The sequence below is a fragment of the Microbacterium sp. NPDC077184 genome, from assembly GCF_040687055.1.
Classification (GTDB): Bacteria; Actinomycetota; Actinomycetes; order Actinomycetales; family Microbacteriaceae; genus Microbacterium.
In genome coordinates, this window is record NZ_JBFBMM010000002.1 from 262,459 (window position 1) to 278,830 (window position 16,372).

16 protein-coding genes are annotated in these 16,372 nt (G+C 69.2%); 3 read left to right on the plus strand and 13 right to left on the minus strand.

Annotated features, from left to right (window positions below; all coding sequences use genetic code 11):
• The first annotated feature begins 113 nt into the window (after nucleotides 1-113).
• A complete protein-coding gene (locus AB0O93_RS05895; protein ID WP_363341429.1) occupies nucleotides 114-665 on the plus strand; it encodes a hypothetical protein in 552 nt (183 codons plus the stop codon).
• Here AB0O93_RS05895 and AB0O93_RS05900 read toward each other — a convergent pair.
• From AB0O93_RS05900 to pdxS, 10 genes are all read right to left on the minus strand, one after another.
• Nucleotides 644-2,893 (minus strand): bifunctional (p)ppGpp synthetase/guanosine-3',5'-bis(diphosphate) 3'-pyrophosphohydrolase, encoded by a 2,250-nt coding sequence (locus tag AB0O93_RS05900; protein ID WP_363341431.1) that lies wholly within the window; start codon nucleotides 2,891-2,893, stop codon nucleotides 644-646. The two genes, AB0O93_RS05895 and AB0O93_RS05900, sit on opposite strands and share 22 nt — an antisense overlap.
• Nucleotides 2,894-2,951: 58 nt before the next feature.
• Complete coding sequence (secF, locus tag AB0O93_RS05905; protein WP_363341433.1) at nucleotides 2,952-3,941, minus strand: protein translocase subunit SecF; 990 nt, start codon at nucleotides 3,939-3,941, stop codon at nucleotides 2,952-2,954.
• Complete coding sequence (secD, locus tag AB0O93_RS05910) at nucleotides 3,941-5,671, minus strand: protein translocase subunit SecD (RefSeq protein WP_363341435.1); 1,731 nt, start codon at nucleotides 5,669-5,671, stop codon at nucleotides 3,941-3,943. The genes secF and secD overlap by 1 nt, the downstream gene beginning before the upstream one ends.
• A gap of 38 nt (nucleotides 5,672-5,709) precedes the next feature.
• Nucleotides 5,710-6,159, minus strand: coding sequence for a preprotein translocase subunit YajC (locus AB0O93_RS05915; RefSeq protein ID WP_363341437.1), 450 nt, complete (start codon nucleotides 6,157-6,159; stop codon nucleotides 5,710-5,712).
• Between the two features lie 73 nt (nucleotides 6,160-6,232).
• Entirely contained in the window at nucleotides 6,233-7,261 is a 1,029-nt protein-coding gene (gene ruvB / locus AB0O93_RS05920; RefSeq protein ID WP_363341439.1) for a Holliday junction branch migration DNA helicase RuvB, read from the minus strand.
• Nucleotides 7,254-7,880 carry a Holliday junction branch migration protein RuvA gene (gene ruvA, locus AB0O93_RS05925; RefSeq protein ID WP_363341441.1) on the minus strand — a complete coding sequence of 209 codons (627 nt, stop codon included), beginning with the start codon at nucleotides 7,878-7,880 and terminating at the stop codon, nucleotides 7,254-7,256. The genes ruvB and ruvA overlap by 8 nt, the downstream gene beginning before the upstream one ends.
• Nucleotides 7,881-7,924: 44 nt before the next feature.
• Nucleotides 7,925-8,488 (minus strand): crossover junction endodeoxyribonuclease RuvC, encoded by a 564-nt coding sequence (ruvC, locus tag AB0O93_RS05930; RefSeq protein WP_363341443.1) that lies wholly within the window; start codon nucleotides 8,486-8,488, stop codon nucleotides 7,925-7,927.
• 58 nt (nucleotides 8,489-8,546) lie between these two features.
• Nucleotides 8,547-9,305: a YebC/PmpR family DNA-binding transcriptional regulator gene (locus tag AB0O93_RS05935; protein ID WP_363341445.1), complete on the minus strand. Its 759-nt coding sequence runs from the start codon at nucleotides 9,303-9,305 to the stop codon at nucleotides 8,547-8,549.
• Between the two features lie 23 nt (nucleotides 9,306-9,328).
• A complete protein-coding gene (gene pdxT / locus AB0O93_RS05940; protein WP_363341867.1) occupies nucleotides 9,329-9,925 on the minus strand; it encodes a pyridoxal 5'-phosphate synthase glutaminase subunit PdxT in 597 nt (198 codons plus the stop codon).
• Nucleotides 9,919-10,809 (minus strand): pyridoxal 5'-phosphate synthase lyase subunit PdxS, encoded by an 891-nt coding sequence (gene pdxS, locus AB0O93_RS05945; RefSeq protein WP_236968919.1) that lies wholly within the window; start codon nucleotides 10,807-10,809, stop codon nucleotides 9,919-9,921. Before pdxS ends, pdxT begins: the two co-directional genes overlap by 7 nt.
• Nucleotides 10,810-10,907: 98 nt before the next feature.
• Here pdxS and AB0O93_RS05950 point away from each other — a divergent pair, with 98 nt between their 5' ends.
• Complete coding sequence (locus tag AB0O93_RS05950) at nucleotides 10,908-12,263, plus strand: aminotransferase class I/II-fold pyridoxal phosphate-dependent enzyme (RefSeq protein WP_363341447.1); 1,356 nt, start codon at nucleotides 10,908-10,910, stop codon at nucleotides 12,261-12,263.
• A 7-nt stretch (nucleotides 12,264-12,270) separates the two neighbouring features.
• Nucleotides 12,271-13,122: a pyridoxal kinase PdxY gene (pdxY, locus tag AB0O93_RS05955; protein WP_363341449.1), complete on the plus strand. Its 852-nt coding sequence runs from the start codon at nucleotides 12,271-12,273 to the stop codon at nucleotides 13,120-13,122.
• Between the two features lie 6 nt (nucleotides 13,123-13,128).
• Here pdxY and AB0O93_RS05960 read toward each other — a convergent pair whose 3' ends face one another.
• The 3 genes from AB0O93_RS05960 to thrS are packed head-to-tail and all read right to left on the minus strand — an operon-like array spanning nucleotide 13,129 to nucleotide 16,332.
• A complete protein-coding gene (locus AB0O93_RS05960; protein WP_363341451.1) occupies nucleotides 13,129-13,707 on the minus strand; it encodes a hypothetical protein in 579 nt (192 codons plus the stop codon).
• 58 nt (nucleotides 13,708-13,765) lie between these two features.
• On the minus strand, nucleotides 13,766-14,326 hold the full coding sequence (locus tag AB0O93_RS05965; RefSeq protein WP_363341453.1) for an HIT domain-containing protein: 561 nt from the start codon (nucleotides 14,324-14,326) through the stop codon (nucleotides 13,766-13,768).
• Nucleotides 14,323-16,332: a threonine--tRNA ligase gene (thrS, locus tag AB0O93_RS05970; protein WP_363341455.1), complete on the minus strand. Its 2,010-nt coding sequence runs from the start codon at nucleotides 16,330-16,332 to the stop codon at nucleotides 14,323-14,325. The genes AB0O93_RS05965 and thrS overlap by 4 nt, the downstream gene beginning before the upstream one ends.
• Nucleotides 16,333-16,372: the final 40 nt, after the last annotated feature.

The window sequence follows — 16,372 nt, forward strand, 5'->3', positions numbered from 1 at the left end:
GAGACTGCGTGCGCGGCGCGCAGTCTCGACCGGGAGATGCAGTCTCGCGGGAGATATCCACAGGAACGGAGCCGGGGTCGCCGCGTTGTGGCGGCGCAGGGCACACTTCGAGGGTGGGATCTCGACTGCTGTACTTCGCCGGTGACCGCCTCTCGCATGCGGAACTGACCGCGGCCTGCCTCGACGGTGACATCGTCGAAGTCGGCGAGGGCTACGCACCGGCGGACACCGTGGAGACCGTCGCGCTGCGGGCGGCATCCCTCCGTCCGCTGCTCGGCGACGATCTGGCCGCCACCCATCTGTCCGCCGCATGGATCCACGGCGGTCTGGTCCACCCGCCCAGTCGCCACACCGTGCAACGCACGAGCCCGCGGCGGCGGCATACGCTGGTCTCACGGCGCCTGCAGTATCGCGACATCCGCGTGGATCCGGACGATCTGCTCCGCTGCGGGGGCACGCTCGTCACGTCCCGGGCCCGCACACTCGCTGACCTCCTGCGCGAGGAATCCCCCGTCTACGCGGACGCCGCCCGGGCGTTCGCGACAGCCGTCCCCGCGGTTCTCGATGAGACGCGAGCGTGGTTGGAGGCCAGCTCCCTCCCCCACGTCCGCCGGGCGCGGGCGGCACTGACCGCCCTGAGCGATCAGCTCGACGTGACCCGATAGACGTCGTAGACGGCGTCGATACGCCGGACGGCATTCAACACCCGGTCGAGGTGGACGGTATCGCCCATCTCGAAGACGAAACGACTGATGGCGAGGCGGTCGTTGTTGGTGGACACCGTCGCCGACAGGATGTTCACGTGATGCTCGCTGAGCACACGCGTCACGTCGCTGAGCAGACCCGAGCGGTCCAGGGCCTCGACCTGGATCTGAACGAGGAAGAGGCTCTTCGTCGTCGGCGCCCACTCGACGTCGATCAGACGCTGCGGGTCCTGTTTGAGGGAGGCCACGTTGGTGCAGTCCTCGCGGTGGACCGACACCCCGCTCCCGCGAGTGACGAAACCGACGATCTCGTCGCCGGGGACCGGCGTGCAGCACTTGGCGAGCTTCACCAGGATGTCGGGGGCGCCCCGCACGAGGACACCGGAGTCGCCGCTGCGCGGCTGGCGGGCGCGTCCGACCACGGGGATGTCGATCGGCCCGGTCGAGGTGTCCTGGGCGCTGACGAGCGCGGTGACCTTCTCGATCACGGACTGGGTCGACACATGCCCTTCCCCGACCGCCGCATAGAGCGCGGAGACGTCCTCGTACTTCAGCTGCTGCGCCACCTCGCCGAACGAGTCCTGGCTCATCAGCCGCTGGAGGGGCAGGTTCTGTCGCCGCATCGCGCGGGCGATGGACTCCTTGCCCTGCTCGATGGCCTCTTCGCGCCGCTCCTTCGTGAACCAGCCTCGGATCTTGGAGCGGGCGCGCGTGCTCTTGACGAAGCTCAGCCAATCCTGGCTGGGACCCGCATCGGGGTTCTTCGACGTGAAGACCTCGACGACGTCGCCGCTCTTCAGCTCGGATTCCAGCGGCACGAGCCGACCGTTCACCTTGGAGCCCATCGTCCGGTGCCCGACCTCGGTGTGCACCGCGTAGGCGAAGTCGACCGGTGTCGCGCCTGCGGGGAGGCCGATCACGCGACCCTTGGGCGTGAAGACGTAGACCTCCTTCGCGCCGATCTCGAAGCGCAGCGAATCCAGGAACTCCCCCGGGTCGGCGGTCTCTGCCTGCCAGTCGGAGATGTGCGCGAGCCAGGCCATGTCGGTGTCCATGGCCTTCGCGTCGGGCTTCGCGCCCGCCATCTGCTCCTTGTACTTCCAGTGGGCGGCGACGCCGAACTCCGCCTGCTGGTGCATCTCGTTGGTGCGGATCTGAATCTCGACGGTGCGGCCGTTCGGTCCGATGACCGTGGTGTGAAGCGACTGGTAGAGGTTGAACTTCGGGGTCGCGATGTAGTCCTTGAACCGGCCCGGAAGCGGCGTCCACCGCGCGTGGATGGCCCCGAGGACCGCATAGCAGTCACGGACACTGCCGACGAGGACGCGGATGCCGATCAGGTCGTAGATGTCGTCGAACTCGCGACCGCGCACGATCATCTTCTGGTAGACCGAGTACAGTTGCTTGGGCCGCCCCACGACCCGTCCGCGGATGCGCAACTCGCGCAGGTCCGCATCGACGGACTCGATGACGTTGCGCACGTACTGCTCGCGCTGGGGCGTCCGCTGACGCACGAGGCTCTCGATCTCGGCGTACAGCTTCGGGTGGAGCACCGCGAAACTCAGGTCCTCGAGTTCGGATTTGATCGCCTGGATGCCGAGCCGGTGCGCCAGGGGCGCGTAGATCTCGAGGGTCTCCGTCGCCTTCTTCCGCGCCTTCTCCGGCGGCACGAAGCCCCAGGTCCGGGCGTTGTGGAGTCGATCGGCGAGCTTGATGAGCAGGACGCGGATGTCGCGCGACATCGCGACGATCATCTTGCGGACGGTCTCGGCCTGCGCGCTCTCGCCGTACTTGACCTTGTCGAGTTTGGTGACGCCGTCGACCAGCATCGCGACTTCGTCGCCGAACTCCGCCGACAGGTCGTCGAGCCCGTAGGAGGTGTCCTCGACGGTGTCGTGGAGGAGCGCCGCGGCGATCGCACGCGGTCCGAGCCCCAGGTCGGCGAGGATCTGCGCTACCGCGAGCGGGTGCGTGATGTACGGCTCGCCGCTCTGGCGCGTCTGGCCGCTGTGCGCCTTGTCGGCCACCGCGTAGGCGCGCTCGAGGATGACGAGGTCGCCTTTGGGATGGTGCGTCCGCACCGTCCTCAGCAGCTGCTCGACATCATCCCGTCGTGCCGACCGCGAGAAGATCCGCGGCACGAGTCGTCGAAGCGACGATGTCGACGCGGGGGGAACGGTCTCTGCCAATCGACGCCCTACCCTCCGGTGAAGATCATCATCCTACGCCGCCCGAGGGCGGGTCGAGTCAGGCGGGGGTGCCGGCCAGCTCGCGGGCCTCGAGCACACGCTGGTCGCGTGCGACCAGGTTGGGCTCGCGCTCCCGGAGCAGCGAGTACAGCGGCGCGGCGACAAACAGGGTGGAGTACGCGGCGACGATCGTTCCGACGAAGATCGCCAGCGAAAGGTCCGTGAGCGTCTGGGCGCCCATCCAGATGACACCGATGATGAGGATGGCGGCGGTCGGGAGTGCGGCGACGACCGTCGTGTTGATCGACCGCACCAGCGTCTGGTTCACCGCGAGGTTCACGGATTCCCCGAAGGTGCGACCCGATATCTCGCCGTCCTCCGTGGTGTTCTCCCTGATCTTGTCGAACACCACGGTGGTGTCGTACAGCGCGTACGAGAGGATCGTCAGGAAGCCGATGACGCCGGCCGGCGAGATTTCGAAGCCGAAGAGCGCGTACACGCCGATGGTGATCACGAGCACATCGACCAGACCGATGATGGCTGCCACCGACATCTTCCACGTGCGGAAGTACAGGGCGAGGATCATGAAGGTCAGGGCGAGGAAGATCGCCAGCCCCCAAAGCGACTGCCGCGTGACGTCCGCACCCCAACTGGGACCGATGAAGGACTCGCTGATGTCGGCGACGGGGACGTCGTACGCCTCGGAGAGGGCGGCGGAGACGTCGCGGGTCTCGGCATCCGTCAGCTGGTCCGTCTGAACGCGGATCGTGTCTTCACCGACGGTCGCCACGCGTGTGGTCGCGGTCGGGACGACCGACCGCACCGCCTCATCGGCGATCAACTGGTCGGTGTCGACCACGTTGTTCACCGTGAACTGCGAGCCTCCGGTGAACTCGATGGAGAACTGGATCGGACGGAACAGCGGAACGAGGGCCGCACCGATGACGAGGATCGCCGCGATGAGGAACCACAGACGCCGGCGGCCGACGAACGGGAAAGAGACCTTACCGGTGTAGAGGTCGTTGCCGAGCTGATTCATGGAGCGCATCAGCGGTCTCCCTCCTTGCCGGTGGTCGACGATGTCCGGTCCGCACCCGCGGCCTGCAGCTCCGCCTGCTTGCGTTCGGCGATCGTCTGTCGTCGCACTGCCTCACCCCGTGCACGGCCCGCACGCTTGGCCGCTCCCGCGGATCCGGCGGCGACGGGGCTGCGGAACTGGGCGCGTCCGCGGTACACCGCGCCGAGCGCGTCGGGGTCGAGTCCGGAGAGCGGATGCCCGGAGCCGAAGAACGTCGTCCTCGCGAGGAGCTGGAGCACCGGGTGGGTGAAGAGGATGAAGATGAGGATGTCGATCAGCGTGGTGAGACCCAGCGTGAAGGCGAAGCCCTTCACGCTCGCGTCGGCCAGGACGTACAGGACGACCGCGGCCAGGACGTTGATGGACTTCGAGATGTAGATGGTCCGCTTCGCCCGCGCCCAGCCGTCCTCGACGGCACTGGTGATCGACTTCCCGTCACGCATCTCGTCTCTGATGCGTTCGAAGTAGACGATGAACGAGTCCGCCGTGAAGCCGATGGTCACGATGATGCCCGCGACGCCGGCCAGCGAGAGGCGGAAGCCCATGCGCCAGGCGAGGATCGCCAGCATGACGTATGTGAGCACCCCCATCACGATGAGCGACGCGACGATCACGAAGCCGAGGGCGCGGTAGACGACGACGGAGTAGATCGCGACGAGCAACAGGCCGATGAGACCGGCGATGAGACCGATCTGGAGCTGCTGGGAACCGAGGGTCGCCGAGACGGTGTTGGAGCTCTCGACGTTGAAGCTGAGCGGGAGCGCACCGTACTTCAGCTGATCGGCGAGCACCTGCGCGCTCTCCTGGGTGAAGCTGCCGGTGATGCTCGGGTCTCCGCCGACGATGATCGCGTTCATCGAGGGCGCCGAGAGCACCGATCCGTCGAGGACGAAGGCGAACTGGTTCAGCGGCGGCGTCGCACCGTAGAGGCGCTGGCTGATCGCGGCGAAGGTCTCGGTGCCCTCGGCGTCGAGGCGGAGGTTGACCGCCCACTGACCGTTGGTGGACTGCAGGCCGAAGGTGGCGTCGTCGATCGCGGATCCGTCGAGCTCGACGGGGCCGAGGATGTACTTCTGCGCGCCGGTCGGGTCGCAGGTGATGAGCGGCTGGTCGGCCGGGGCCTGAGCGGGGTCGTTGGCCGGGTCCGCGCAGTCGTAGGCGAGGAACTCCGCCTCGAGGGCGGGGGTGATCCAGGCGAGGTCGCTGCCGTCCGTCGGCGATGCCGTCGGAGTCGCCACCAGCGAGGGGTCCGGGGTCGGATACGGCGTCTCCGTACCGTCCTCGCCGACGAAGCTCGTCGCGGGGCTGCCCGCGAACAGGACGGCGCGGAGCTGGAGCTGTGCGGATGCCTCGATCCGGTCGCGCGTCTCCTGGTCGGCCTGGCCGGGGATCTGGACGACGATCTGGTTGCCGGCCTGCGTGGTGACGTCCGCTTCGCTGACGCCGGAGGCGTCGACGCGCTGGCGGATGATCGTGACCGCCTGGGCCATCTGCTCCTCGGAGGGCGCGACACCGTCTTCGGTCTGCGCCTCGAGGACGATCTGCGTGCCGCCCTGGAGGTCCAGAGCGAGCTCCGGGACCCAGGAGCTCTGCTGGAAGACGTGGACACCGAGGGCGTTGATGCCGAACAGCACGGCGGTGATCGCCAGCAGTCCGGTCAGCGCGCGCCAGGCATTGCGAACGGGGGTGGAAGTCGCCACGGACTCAGCTTTCTGGTGGGGACGTCCCGGAGGACGGGTCAGGCCTGGGGCTTGCCGGGCTCGGCGTCGGGGTCGATCGCCTCGTGAGCGCCCGCGGCACGACGGTCGTCGCTGACCGAGGTGATCTCGCCGTCGGCGACGGCCTCGGCGTACTCCTCGTGGCTCTGCTCGGCCGCGAGGTAGTCGTCCTCGGTCACGGCACCCTCGGTCGGGGAGACGACGCGGAGGATCGCCTGGCTGTGCACCTTGATCTCGACACCGGGGGCGAGCTCGACGATCGCGGGCTGGTCGAGGTTCTCGGGGTCGTACTCCACGATCGTGCCGTAGAGCCCGCCCTGCAAGAGGACCTCGGCACCGGGCACGGTCTGGCGGGCCCGCTCCTCCTGCTCGAGCTTCTGGCGCTGCATGCGCCGGCGGGAGCTCCAGAACATGAACACCAGGAGGGCGATCAGCAGGATGAGCAGGCCGTAATTGGCGAGGAAGTCCATGAAGAAGGAGGGGCCTTTCGAGAGGGCGTGGCCGGGGCGGCACTGCCGAGGGGTCGGCGCAAGCCTTCAGCGATTATAGGTCATCGAGTTCGAGCGTCGATTCGGGGCTGCGGACGCCCAGGTGCGCATAGGCCTCCGGAGTCGCGACGCGTCCTCGAGGCGTACGCCCGAGGAACCCGATCCGCACCAGGTACGGCTCGACGACGGATTCGATCGTCTCGGCCTCTTCCCCCACGGTGACCGCGAGCGTGCTGAGACCGACGGGACCGCCGCGGAACCGGCGCACGACGGCGTCGAGGACGGCCCGGTCGAGCCGGTCGAGACCGATCGGATCGACGTCGTAGAGGTCGAGCGCCGCATCGACGATCGCGTGGTCGGCATCCGCTCCGTCGCCGTGGACGATGAGGTAGTCGCGCACCCGCCGGAGGAGCCGGTTGGCGATTCGGGGTGTTCCGCGGGAGCGCCGCGCGATCTCGGCGCGAGCCTCCGGCGGCACCGCGACGCCGATGAGGTGGGCCGAGCGCTCGATGACGCGCTCGAGCTCCACGGGTTCGTAGTACTCCAGGTGCGCGGTGAAGCCGAACCGGTCGCGCAGTGGATTGGGGAGCAGTCCGGAGCGCGTGGTCGCCCCCACCAGGGTGAACGGCGCGAGATCCAGCGGGATGCTCGTCGCCCCCGCTCCCTTGCCGACCATGATGTCGATACGGAAGTCCTCCATCGCGAGGTAGAGCATCTCCTCCGCGGAGCGCGCCATGCGATGCACCTCGTCGATGAACAGCACCTCGCCGGGGGTGAGGCTCGACAGGAGAGCGGCGAGGTCCCCCGCGTGCTGGATGGCCGGACCGCTCGACAGTCGCAACGGCCTGTCGCTCTCGTGCGCCACGATCATCGCCAGCGTCGTCTTCCCGAGCCCCGGAGGGCCCGACAGGAGGATGTGGTCCGCCGGACGCTGCTGGATCCGCGCCGCATCGAGGAGCAGCTGCAGCTGACCGCGCACCTTCTGCTGCCCCACGAACTCCGCCAGGGACGACGGGCGCAGGGCGCCTTCGATCGCCAGCTCGGACTCGTCGACCGGCTCGTCGACGTCCCTCAGATCATCCACCGACGGCCTCCTTCCGGCGCGGGCCGAGCTGCGCGAGTGCCAGGCGGAGAAGCGCCGGCACCGATGCACGATCCGCCTCGGAGACGTCGGCGAGCACCTCCTCCACGACAGGCGTCGCAGTACGCTCGGGCCAGCCGAGTCCGACGAGGGCGGCCACGACCTGCGCGGCGACGCCCGGCGCCACCGCCGATCCCACGCCCGGCGCGCCGGAGGAGACGACGTGGTCGAGTTTTCCCGTCAGCTGGACCACGATGAGCTTGGCGGTCTTGGGCCCGATGCCCGACACGCGGCGGAACGGCGCATCGTCCTCCGCGGCCACCGCATCCGCGATCTGCCCCACCGTCAGCGAGGACAGCACGCCGAGCGCGGACTTCGGGCCGACGCCGGTGACGCCGAGGAGCTGGGTGAACACCCGCAACTCTTCGCGGGTGTCGAACCCGAAGAGCGACAGAGCGTCCTCTCGGACGATCAGCGTCGTGTGAAGCATCAACTCCGCGCCGATGTGGGCGGACCGGCCGACCGCGGGGGTCACCGCGACCGCGAGCCCCACACCGCCCACTTCCACCACGACGCCGTCATCGTCGGCGTGGGTGACGCGTCCTCGGAGTGAAGAGATCATCCTCCGACCTTACGTGGTATCGCATGTTTGTTCGAGCAACACGCTCAGGAGCGCGCACGACGTTCCGCCTGTGCCCAGGCGCGCTGCGCGGGGGTCAGTGCCGCGCCTCCCCCGACGGGGCCGAGGGGCCGACGCCAGGCGTGGCAGAGAGCGATGGCGAGCGCATCGGCGGCATCCGCGGGCGTGGGCAGCGCGTCCAGTCGCAGAACGCGCGCGACCATCGTCTGCACCTGCCGCTTGTCGGCGGAGCCGTACCCGGTGATGGCCGCCTTCACCTCGGAGGGCGTGTGGGTCGCGGCGGGGAGGCCTCGCTCCCCCGCCACGAGCAGGGCGATGCCGCTGGCCTGAGCGGTGCCCATGACCGTCTGGCGGTTGTGCTGTGCGAACACCCGCTCGACGGCCACGACCTCCGGCGCGTGGGCCTCGACGGCCGCTCTGATGCCGGCCGCGATCGCCGCGAGACGCACCTCGATCGGCTCGGCAGGATCCGACCGCGCGACCCCGACGTGGACGAGGGAGGCCGAGCGGTCGGCGCGCACGTCGACGATGCCGATCCCGCAACGGGTCAGGCCGGGATCGATCCCGAGCACCCGCACCGACGACGTCACCCGTCCACGCTACGCGCGGACATGACGGATGCCGCGACGCCGGGCCGAGGACGGGCGATCAGTCGTCCTGCTCGAGCTCGGCCTGCACGTCGGCCGTGAGGTCGAAGTTGCTGAAGACGTTCTGGACGTCGTCGCTGTCCTCGAGCGCGTCGATGAGGCGGAAGACCTTGCGTGCCGTCTCGGCGTCGATCTCCACTTTGAGGTTGGGGACGAATTCCACGTCGGCCGATTCGTACTCGATCCCGGCGTCCTGGAGGGCGCTGCGGACGGTCACGAGATCGGATGCCTCGGTGAGGACCTCGAATCCCTGCGCGTGCGGCTCGACCTCTTCGGCACCGGCCTCGAGGACCGCCAGCATGACGTCGTCCTCGCTGGTCTCCTCGCCGGAGACGACGATGACACCCTTGCGGGAGAAGTTGTAGGCGACGCTGCCGGGATCGGCGAGCGTGCCCCCGTTGCGGCTGAGTGCGGTGCGGACCTCGGCGGCGGCACGGTTCTTGTTGTCGGTCAGACACTCGATCAGCAGGGCGACGCCGTTCGGGCCGTACCCCTCGTACATGATCGAGGAGTATTCGACGGACTCGCCGCCGATCCCCGCACCGCGCTTGATCGCGCGGTCGATGTTGTCCTTCGGCACCGACGTCTTCTTGGCCTTGAGGACCGCGTCGAACAGGGTCGGGTTGCCCTGGAGGTCGGGACCGCCGAGCTTCGCGGCGACTTCGATGTTCTTGATCAGCTTGGCCCACGACTTGGCACGGCGGGAGTCGATGACCGCCTTCTTGTGCTTGGTCGTGGCCCATTTGGAGTGTCCGGACATGCGCTCGATCCTACCGGCGAGACTCAGCGGGCGCGGAGCGTGCGGAGGAAGAGCGCGTGGAAGCGGGTCTCCCCGCTGACCTCGGGGTGGAACGCGGTCGCGAGGATCGCCCCCTGCCGGACGGCGACGACGCGGCCGTCGGTGAGCGCGGCGAGGGGTTCGACGCCCACGCCGCAGTCGACCACCACGGGAGCACGGATGAAGGCGGCGTGGACGGGCGGCGCCCCGAGCACCGGCACCTCCAGCGCGACCTCGAACGATTCGACCTGTCCCCCGAACGCGTTCCGGCGGACCGTCGCGTCCAGCCCGCCGAAGGTCTGCTGACCGGCGATGGGGTTCTCCAGACGATCGGCGATGAGGATCATGCCCGCGCAGGTGCCGTACACCGGGAGCCCCCCGGCGATCGCCTCACGGATCGGCTCCCGCATCCCGAAGGCACGCGCCAGCTTGTCGATGACGCTCGATTCGCCGCCGGGGAGGACCAGCCCGTCGACGAGGGAGAGATCTTCCGGCCGGCGGACGAGTCCGACATCCGCATCCAGCTCTGCGAACACGCGCGCGTGCTCGCGCACGTCTCCCTGGAGGGCGAGGATGCCGACGCGGGGCCGGTGCGTCACCAGCCGCGCTCGGCCAGGCGGTGGGGCGCGGGCAGGTCGGAGACGTTGATGCCCACCATCGCCTCGCCGAGCCCGCGGGAGACGTCCGCGATGACCTTGGGGTCGTCGAAGAAGGTCGTCGCCTTCACGATGGCGGCGGCCCGCTCGGCGGGGTTGCCGGACTTGAAGATGCCCGAGCCGACGAACACGCCGTCCGCCCCCATCTGCATCATCATCGCGGCATCCGCGGGCGTGGCCACGCCGCCGGCGACGAAGAGGACGACGGGGAGCGCCCCGGTCTCGGCGACCTCGGCGACGAGCTCGTAGGGAGCCTGGAGCTCCTTCGCGGCGACGTACAGCTCGTCCTTGGTCAGCGCGCCGAGCGCTGCGACCTCGCCTCGGATCTTGCGGATGTGCTTCATCGCCTCCGAGACGTCGCCGGTGCCGGCCTCGCCCTTCGAGCGGATCATCGCCGCGCCCTCGTTGATGCGGCGGAGCGCTTCGCCGAGGTTCGTCGCTCCGCAGACGAAGGGGACGGTGTACTTCCACTTGTCGATGTGGTGGACGTAATCCGCGGGAGAGAGGACCTCGGACTCGTCGATGTAGTCGACACCGAGCTCCTGGAGGACCTGCGCTTCGACGAAGTGGCCGATCCGCGCCTTCGCCATCACGGGGATGGAGACGGCCTCGATGATCCCGTCGATCATGTCGGGGTCGCTCATGCGTGACACCCCGCCCTGGGCGCGGATGTCGGCCGGGACACGCTCGAGGGCCATGACGGCCACGGCGCCGGCGTCCTCGGCGATGCGCGCCTGCTCCGGCGTCACGACGTCCATGATGACGCCGCCCTTCAGCATCTCCGCAAGGCCCCGCTTGACGCGGGAGGAACCGGTGGTGGAGGTGGACATGGCGCTCCGTTTCGACGGGTGAGGACAGCCTGGCGATTGGCCTAGGCCAAAAGGTAGCACGGGGCGGACGCGCGACGGCGCCCGCATAGACTCGCAGCATGCTCCGCAACGACCGCGACGCCCTTTGGGGAATCCGGGGCGCGACGGCGAACGAGATCGCCGAGAGCCTTCGTGAGCGCATGGAGCGCGGCCTGCTCGGCGCGGGCGACGCCCTCCCCCCGGTGCGCTCCCTCGCCGAGGCCCTCGACGTCAACCGCAACACCGTCATGGCGGCGTATCGACAGCTCGCCCAGGCCGGGCTCGTGGTCTCGCGCGGGCGCGCAGGAACGCACGTGACGGGCCCCGCGGCGGTCGCGCAGGACGGATTCGCCGCCGACACCGTGCTCCGCGACGTCGGCACGGGCAATCCGGATCCCGCGCGGATTCCCGATCCGACGTCGGCTCTCGCGCGCATCGTCGGCCGGCCCGTCCTCTACGGAGAGCCCGTGATCGATCGCGACCTCGAGGCGTGGGCGGGCGAGTGGATGCGCGCCGCGCTGCCCCCGGAGAAGCCGATGCGACTCACGATCACGAGCGGCGCCTCCGACGCGATCGACCGTCTCCTGTCCACCTACCTGACCCGTGACGACGCTGTGGCGCTGGAGGACCCGTGCTTCCTGGCGAGCCTGAACACCGTGCGCCTCGGGGGGTATCGCCCCGTGCCGGTCCCCGTCGACGACGAGGGCATGACGGTGGACGGTCTGCGGGCGGCGCTCGCCGACGGCGTCCGCGCGGTGGTCTGCACGCCGCGCGCACAGAACCCGACCGGAGCGAGCATCACCGAGCGCCGGGCGGAGCAGCTGCGCGCAGAGCTCGCCGCCCACCCGTACGTACTCGTGATCGAAGACGATCACTTCTCCCTCCTCTCCCGGATGCCGCATGCCTCGGTCATCCCGAGCGACCACGAACGGTGGGCCCTGGTCCGGTCGGTGTCGAAGTTCCTCGGTCCCGACATGTGCCTGGCGGTGACGGCATCCGATCCCGAGACCGGGTCGCGACTGGCGCAGCGGCTGAGCCCGGGCACCACGTGGGTGAGCCACCTCCTGCAGCGCCTCACCCATGCCCTCGTGACGGACCCGGAGGTGCGGTCGGGCATCGAGGAGGCGGCGGTCCACTACGCCGAACGGAACGCCGCGTTCGCCGAAGCCCTGCGGAGCGAAGGGCTGACGGCGTCGACGGGTGACGGGCTGAACCTGTGGGTGCGTGTACCGTCGCCCGCCCGCGACGTGTCCGGGCAGCTCATGCGCCGCGGCTGGCTCGCCCGACCCGGCGACGAGTTCCTCCTGGGCGACGACGCCGCCCGCTTCCACCTGCGCCTGACGGTGCATGATCTGACCGAGACGGATGCCGCATCTCTCCGGCGCGACCTCCTCGCCGCCGTCGAGGCGACCGCGGGCACCCGGGCAGTGGGATGACCGTCCGGTGAAGATCCTCTCGATCCAGTCCGCGGTCGCCTACGGCCATGTCGGCAATTCGGCCGCCGTCTTCCCCCTTCAGCGCATCGGGGTCGAAGTACTCCCGGTGTACACCGTGAACTTCTCCAATCACACCGGATACGGCGCCTGGCGCGGCCCGCTCATCGCACCGGACGACGTCGCCGCCGTCATCGAGGGCATCGGCGAGCGGGGCGTCTTCGGCGACATCGACGTCGTGCTGTCGGGGTACCAGGGCGGCGAGGGGATCGCGGACGTGATCCTCGATGCCGTCGCACGTGTGAAGGAGGCCAATCCCGCTGCGGTCTACGCGTGCGACCCGGTGATGGGCAACGCCAAGAGCGGCTGCTTCGTCGCCCCGGCGATCCCCGTGCTCCTGCGGGAGAAGGTCGTGCCGGCGGCGGACATCATCACCCCGAACCAGTTCGAGCTCGGCTTCCTCACCGGTACCGAGCCCGCGGACCTCGCCTCGACCCTGGAATCCGCCGACCGCGCACGCGCGATGGGTCCCCGGACGGTGCTCGTCACGAGCGTCGAGCGACCCGACCGCCCCGAGGGGACGATCGAGATGCTCGCCGTCACCGACGACGGCGCGTGGCTCGTGCGGACCCCGCACATCCCGATGAAGGCGAACGGCTCGGGCGACGTCACCGCGGCGCTCTTCACCGCTCACCTCACCGCCACGGGGAACACCGCCGACGCGCTCGCCCGGACGACCTCGAGCGTGTTCGATCTGCTGCAGAACACCTTCGATTCGGGCGAGCGGGAGCTGCGCCTCATCGAGTCGCAGGAGGCCTACGCCCACCCTCGGATGCAGTTCGCCGTCGAACAGGTTCGCTGAGGACTCTCAGCCGTACACCTCGGTGTAGGCGGCATCCCACTGCTCCGCGTCCGAGGGACACACGAACGACATCCCGAACACCATGATGCTCGCGAGCCCCTGCTCGGCGGCCGCATCACCCCGGGCGACCTGGGCGAACAGCGGTGACGATTCCACGTGCGTGGCGAAGATGCTCGCGTCGGTGCGATGGTTGTTGAGGATCGCCGTCTCACAGGCGTCGAGCGTCGTCGCGAGGAGGAGCGACTCCGTCTCGGGCGCCCACGTCGCGCCTTGGGACTCGAGATAGGCCCGCTGCTGCGCGATGAACTCCTGCTGCTCGGGGGTCTTCGCCGACAGCAGCGAACCGTCGCGGGGCTGCTGCTGGGCGTCGAAGAACTCCTCACGCTCGAGAAGGGCCGCCTCCATGTCGAGCGTCGGACTCTCCTCGCCCGCCGCGGGACCCGGCGGCGTCGCCGTGGATGCCGTCGCGCTCGGCGCGGCGGAAGCCGAGGGAGCGGGCGCGGGCGCGCACCCCGCCAGCGTCGCGGCGAGCACGGTCGTCGTCAGAACGACGACGGGAAGACTCTTCAGGAAGGGGGAGATCACCCGCACGACCCTACCCATGCGGCGGTGGAAGAACCCTGCGTTGTCCACAGGTACCCCGTCAGCGCGGCCAGGCCTCAGCCAGCGTGTGTCGCACGTCTCCGAGGAGCTGCGGGAGCGCCTTGGTCTTGGCGATGATGGGGAAGAAGTTCGCGTCCGACGACCACCGCGGGACGATGTGCTGATGGAGGTGGCCGTCCACTCCCGCACCGGCCACGGCGCCCTGGTTCATGCCGAGGTTGAATCCCTCGCACCGCGAGGTCTCGCGGAGGACCCGCATCCCCACCTGGGTGAGAGCACCGATCTCGGCGACCTCGTCGGGCGTCGCCTGATCGTACGTCGAGATGTGGCGGTACGGGCAGACCAGCAGGTGACCGGAGTTGTACGGGAAGAGATTGAGCAGGACGTAGGCCGTACGGCCGCGCGCGACGATGAGGCCGTCCTCGTCGGACTTCTCCGGCGCCGCGCAGAAGGGGCACTCCTCGTGGTGCGGCTCGCGCCCGGCCTGGATGTACGCCATCCGGTGTGGGGTCCACAGCCGCTGGAACTCGTCCGGGACGCCCGCGAAGGCATCCGATCCGGTCACCGAGGCGTCGGCATCCGTGTCCCGCCCGTTGCTCACCCGAGGTCCTCCGCGGTGTTCACGAGCACGCGACCCTCGATGGCGCCGAGGATGCGGGACACCGCCTCGGCGATCGGGATGCCGTTGCGCTGCGAGCCGTCCCGGAAGCGGAAGGACACCGTGCCGCCGGCGCGGTCCTGCTCGCCCGCGATGAGCTGCAGGGGAACCTTCTGCGTCGTGTGGGTGCGGATCTTCTTCTGCATCCGGTCGTCGGAACGATCGAGCTCCGCCCGCACACCGCGCTCGCGCAGCTCCCGGACGATCTCCCCCAGGTAGTCCGCATACTCGTCGGCGACGGGGATCGCCACGACCTGGACCGGCGCGAGCCACACCGGGAACGCCCCGGCGTAGTGCTCGAGCAGGATCGCGAAGAACCGCTCGATCGACCCGAACAGCGCGCGGTGGATCATGATCGGGCGGTGCTTGTCGCCGTCGGGACCGGTGTACTCGAGCTCGAAGCGCTCCGGCTGGTTGAAGTCGAGCTGGATCGTGGACATCTGCCACGTGCGTCCGATCGCGTCGCGCGCCTGCACCGAGATCTTCGGCCCGTAGAACGCCGCCCCGCCCGGGTCGGGAACGAGCTCGAGACCCGACGCCTCGGCGACCTCCCGCAGGGTCTCCGTCGCCTGCGACCACAGGGCGTCGTCGCCGATGAACTTGGGGTTGCCCTCCTCCTTCGTCGACAGCTCGAGGTAGAAGTCCTCGAGACCGTAGTCGCGGAGCACCGAGAGGACGAATTCGAGGTTGCTCGTCAGCTCGTCACGCACCTGGTCGGAGGTGACGTAGATATGCGCGTCGTCCTGCGTCATCCCCCGCACGCGGGTGAGACCCGCCAGGGTGCCGCTCTTCTCGTAGCGGTACACCGTGCCGAACTCCGCGAGGCGGAGCGGCAGCTCGCGGTAGCTGCGCCCGCGCGAACGGAAGATCAGGTTGTGGAACGGGCAGTTCATGGGCTTGAGGTAGTACTCCTGACCCTGCCGCGTCACGTGCCCGTCGGCATCCACCACCTCGTCCAGCTCCATCGGGGGGTACATGCCGTCGGCGTACCACTGCAGGTGCCCGCTCGTCATGAACAGGTCGCCCTTGGTGATGTGCGGGGAGTTGACCATCTCGTAGTCCGCGGCGAGGAGGCGACGACGCATGTACTGCTCGATCTCGTAACGGATGATGCCGCCCTTGGGGTGGAACACCGCAAGCCCCGGGCCGATCTCGTCGGGGAAGGAGAAGAGATCCAACTCGGCGCCGAGCTTCCGGTGGTCGCGACGCGCGGCCTCCTCGAGCCGGTGCTGGTACGCACGCAGCTCGTCCTTCGTCGGCCAGGCCGTGCCGTAGATGCGCTGGAGCTGGGGGTTTTTCTCGCTCCCGCGCCAGTAGGCGCCCGCCACACGCTGCAGGTCCCAGCCGTTGCCGATCATGCGGGTGTTGGGCATGTGAGGACCGCGGCAGAGGTCCTTCCACGCCGTCTCACCGTCGCGCGAGACGTTGTCGTAGATGGTGAGTTCGCCGGCGCCGACCTCCACCGACGCCCCTTCGGTCTTCTCCGCGCCCGCGCCCTTGAGCCCGATGAGTTCGAGCTTGAAGGGCTCGTCGGCGAGCTCCGCGCGCGCCTCATCGTCCGAGACCACCCGGCGGACGAAGCGCTGGCCCTCGCGGACGATGCGCTCCATCTCCTTCTTGATCGCCTTGAGGTCTTCCGGGGTGAAGGGCTCGTCGACACCGAAGTCGTAGTAGAAGCCGTCGGTGATGGGCGGACCGATCCCGAGGTTCGCCTGGGGCCGGATCCGCTGCACCGCCTGCGCGAGGACGTGCGCGGCCGAGTGACGGAGGATGTCGAGCCCGTCGGCGCTGTCGAGGGTCACCGGCTCGACGGCGTCCCCGTCGTGCACGACCGTCGCCAGGTCCTTCAACTCGCCGTTGACCCTCAGGGCGACGACGGAGCGGTCGGGGAAAAGGGCGAAACCGTCGGCGGGCCGAGCGGCGTCCGAGGGCAGGGCGGCATCTGTCACAGCGTTCTCCTGAAGGGTCGCGATCAAGGCTACCGGCCGC